The 2,803-nt window shown below is 62.9% G+C and carries 5 protein-coding genes; all 5 read left to right on the plus strand.

Features of this window, described 5'->3' with window-relative positions; genetic code table 11:
* The coding region (locus HX846_RS34245; RefSeq protein ID WP_306173194.1) for a proton-conducting transporter membrane subunit at positions 1 to 1,047 on the plus strand (1,047 nt) is incomplete at its 5' end.
* Positions 1,044 to 1,532 carry a Na+/H+ antiporter subunit E gene (locus HX846_RS34250; RefSeq protein WP_003211750.1) on the plus strand — a complete coding sequence of 163 codons (489 nt, stop codon included), beginning with the start codon at positions 1,044 to 1,046 and terminating at the stop codon, positions 1,530 to 1,532. The genes HX846_RS34245 and HX846_RS34250, both read left to right, overlap by 4 nt.
* Positions 1,529 to 1,807: a K+/H+ antiporter subunit F gene (locus tag HX846_RS34255; RefSeq protein WP_003211751.1), complete on the plus strand. Its 279-nt coding sequence runs from the start codon at positions 1,529 to 1,531 to the stop codon at positions 1,805 to 1,807. The genes HX846_RS34250 and HX846_RS34255 overlap by 4 nt, the downstream gene beginning before the upstream one ends.
* Positions 1,804 to 2,172 carry a Na+/H+ antiporter subunit G gene (locus tag HX846_RS34260; protein WP_003211753.1) on the plus strand — a complete coding sequence of 123 codons (369 nt, stop codon included), beginning with the start codon at positions 1,804 to 1,806 and terminating at the stop codon, positions 2,170 to 2,172. Before HX846_RS34255 ends, HX846_RS34260 begins: the two co-directional genes overlap by 4 nt.
* Before the next feature lie 106 nt (positions 2,173 to 2,278).
* On the plus strand, positions 2,279 to 2,803 hold a 525-nt coding region (locus tag HX846_RS34265; protein ID WP_178967152.1), incomplete at its 3' end, for an alpha/beta hydrolase fold domain-containing protein.

Raw genomic sequence — 2,803 nt, forward strand, 5'->3', positions numbered from 1 at the left:
CATGCCGGTGCGGGCATCCTCGCCGTCGCCTTCCTGGCCAAGGCCGGAATGTGGCCGCTGAACTTCTGGCTGGCGCCTGCCTACTCCTCGGCCAGTGCGCCAGTGGCGGCGATGTTTGCGATCATGACCAAGGTCGGCGTGTACACCGTGCTGCGTCTGTGGAACCTGCTGTTCTCCGGCCAGGCGGGTGCCTCGGCACTGTTTGGCGGCGACTGGCTGATCTACGGCGGCATGGCAACGATCGTCTGCGCGGCGCTGGCGATGATCGCGGCGCAACGCCTGGAACGCATGGCCAGCCTGAGCATCCTGGTGTCCGCTGGGATCCTGCTGTCGGCGGTGGGGTTTGCCCAGCCAAGCCTGACCGCCGGGGCGCTGTTTTATCTGGTCAGCTCCACCCTGGCGCTGAGTGCGCTGTTCCTGCTGGCCGAATTGATCGAGCGTTCGCGCTCGGCCAACGACATGCCCCTGGACGACGAAATCGAAGCCCTGCCCAAGGCCATGGAATCCCTGCATCCGCCGCCCGGCACCAACCTCGACGACGAACAGAAAGCCGTAGTCGGCCAGGTGATTCCCTGGACGGTCGCGTTCCTCGGCCTGAGTTTTATCGCCTGCGCCCTGCTGATCATCGGCATGCCGCCGCTGTCCGGGTTTATCGGCAAGCTCAGCCTGCTCAGCGCCTTGATCAACCCGATGGGCCTGGGCAATGCCATCGACGAACCGGTGCGTCCGGCCGCCTGGGGCCTGGTGGCACTGCTGATCTTCTCCGGCCTGGCTTCGCTGATCGCCTTCGCCCGCCTCGGCATCCAGCGCTTCTGGACCCCGGAAGAACGTCCATCGCCGCTGCTGCGCCGCTTCGAATGCGTGCCGATTTTCTTCCTGCTGGGCCTGAGCATCGCCCTGACGTTCAAGGCCGAGCCGCTGATGCGCTATACCCAGGCGGCCGCCGAGAGCCTGAACAACCCGGAACACTATGTGATGGCGGTCATGGCGACGCGTCCGGTGCCGAGCCCTGAAGCCAAGGCCGCCGCCCTGGAGGTGCAGCCATGAAGCGCCTGTTCCCTGCCCCGTGGCTGTCATTGGCATTGTGGTTGTTGTGGCTGGTGCTGAACCTGTCCGTCAGCCCCGGCAACCTGCTGCTGGGGGCAATCCTCGGCTTTGCCGCACCGCTGATGATGGCGCCGTTGCGCCCGCTGCCGATCCGCATCCGCCGCCCGGGGGTGATCATCCGTTTGTTCTTCCTGGTGGGGCGTGACGTGATCATCTCCAACCTCGCCGTGGCCTGGGGCATCCTGACCTGCGGCTCTCGCCCACCGCGTTCGCGCTTTATCAAGATCCCCCTGGACCTGCGGGATGCCAACGGCCTGGCCGTGCTGGCGATGATCACCAGCGTGACGCCGGGCACCGTATGGTCGGAACTGGCCCTGGACCGCAGCGTCCTGCTGATCCACGTGTTCGACCTGGATGACGAAGCGCAGTTTATCGAGCACTTCAAACACGCCTACGAACGGCCCCTGATGGAGATCTTCGAATGAGCGCCCTGCTCTCCAATGCGATCCTGTTCAGCCTGTTCCTGTTCTCCCTGGCCATGGTGCTGACCCTGGTGCGCCTGTTCAAAGGCCCGTCGGCCCAGGACCGGGTGCTGGCGCTGGATTACCTGTACATCCTGGCCATGCTGATGATGCTGGTGCTGGGTATTCGGTATGCCAGTGACACGTATTTTGAAGCGGCGCTGTTGATTGCGCTGTTTGGCTTTGTGGGGTCGTTTGCCCTGGCGAAATTCCTGCTGCGTGGGGAGGTGATCGAATGATCAATGTCGATGTGTTGCCGCTGTGGGTTGAAGTGATCGTCGCGGTATTGTTGGTGCTTAGCAGCCTGTTTGCGCTGATTGGGGCGATTGGGTTGTTGCGGATGAAAGACTTCTTCCAGCGCATGCACCCGCCGGCGTTGGCCTCGACCTTGGGCGCCTGGTGTGTGGCGCTGGCCTCGATCATCTACTTTTCGGTGCTCAAGTCCGGGCCGGTGTTGCACGGTTGGTTGATCCCGATTCTGCTATCGATCACGGTGCCGGTGACGACGTTGCTGCTGGCACGCACCGCGTTGTTCCGCAAGCGCATGGCCGGGGATGATGTGCCGGCTGAAGTCAGCAGCCGTCGCACTGACAGCGGCAGCTGATCCCCACAGGCGCCGCAGTGGTGAAATTCGTTCTCCAATAGAATCCATAAAATAGAACCTCAATCGCTAATCCCGGTATCGGGATCACTTTATGAGGTTCTCCCCCATGGCATTCACTCCCCTTGTCCAGGCCCATCTCGACGCGTGGGTTGCCTGCGCCGCTGACTTCGGCCCATTTCTCACGGGCCAGGAAACCACCCTCACCCTCAATGAGCAGCGCAAGGCTTATGAGCAGGTGCTTTGTTCCCATCCGATTCCCGCCGGTGTCAGCTTTTGTGACGTCGATATGGGTGGCGTACCGGGCATGATGGTCGTGCCTGATGGGTTTGAGGGTGACCAGGTGCTGCTTTACATCCACGGCGGTGGTTATGTCGGCGGCAGCCCGCGGGGCTACCTGGGCCTTGCTGGCCACTTCGCAAAACTGCTGGGTGCAAAAGTCTACCTGCCCGACTACCGCCTGGCGCCCGAGCATCCGTTCCCCGTACCTATTGATGACACGTTGCAGGCTTATCGCTGGCTGCTCGACCAGGGCAATGACCCCAGGTCCATCGTGTTCTCGGGCGATTCGGCCGGCGGCGCAATGGTGGTGTCGGTGATGGTCAAGGCCCGCAACGCAGGCCTGCCACTGCCC

The organism is Pseudomonas sp. K5002 (assembly GCF_013386655.1).
Taxonomy (GTDB): Bacteria; Pseudomonadota; Gammaproteobacteria; order Pseudomonadales; family Pseudomonadaceae; genus Aquipseudomonas.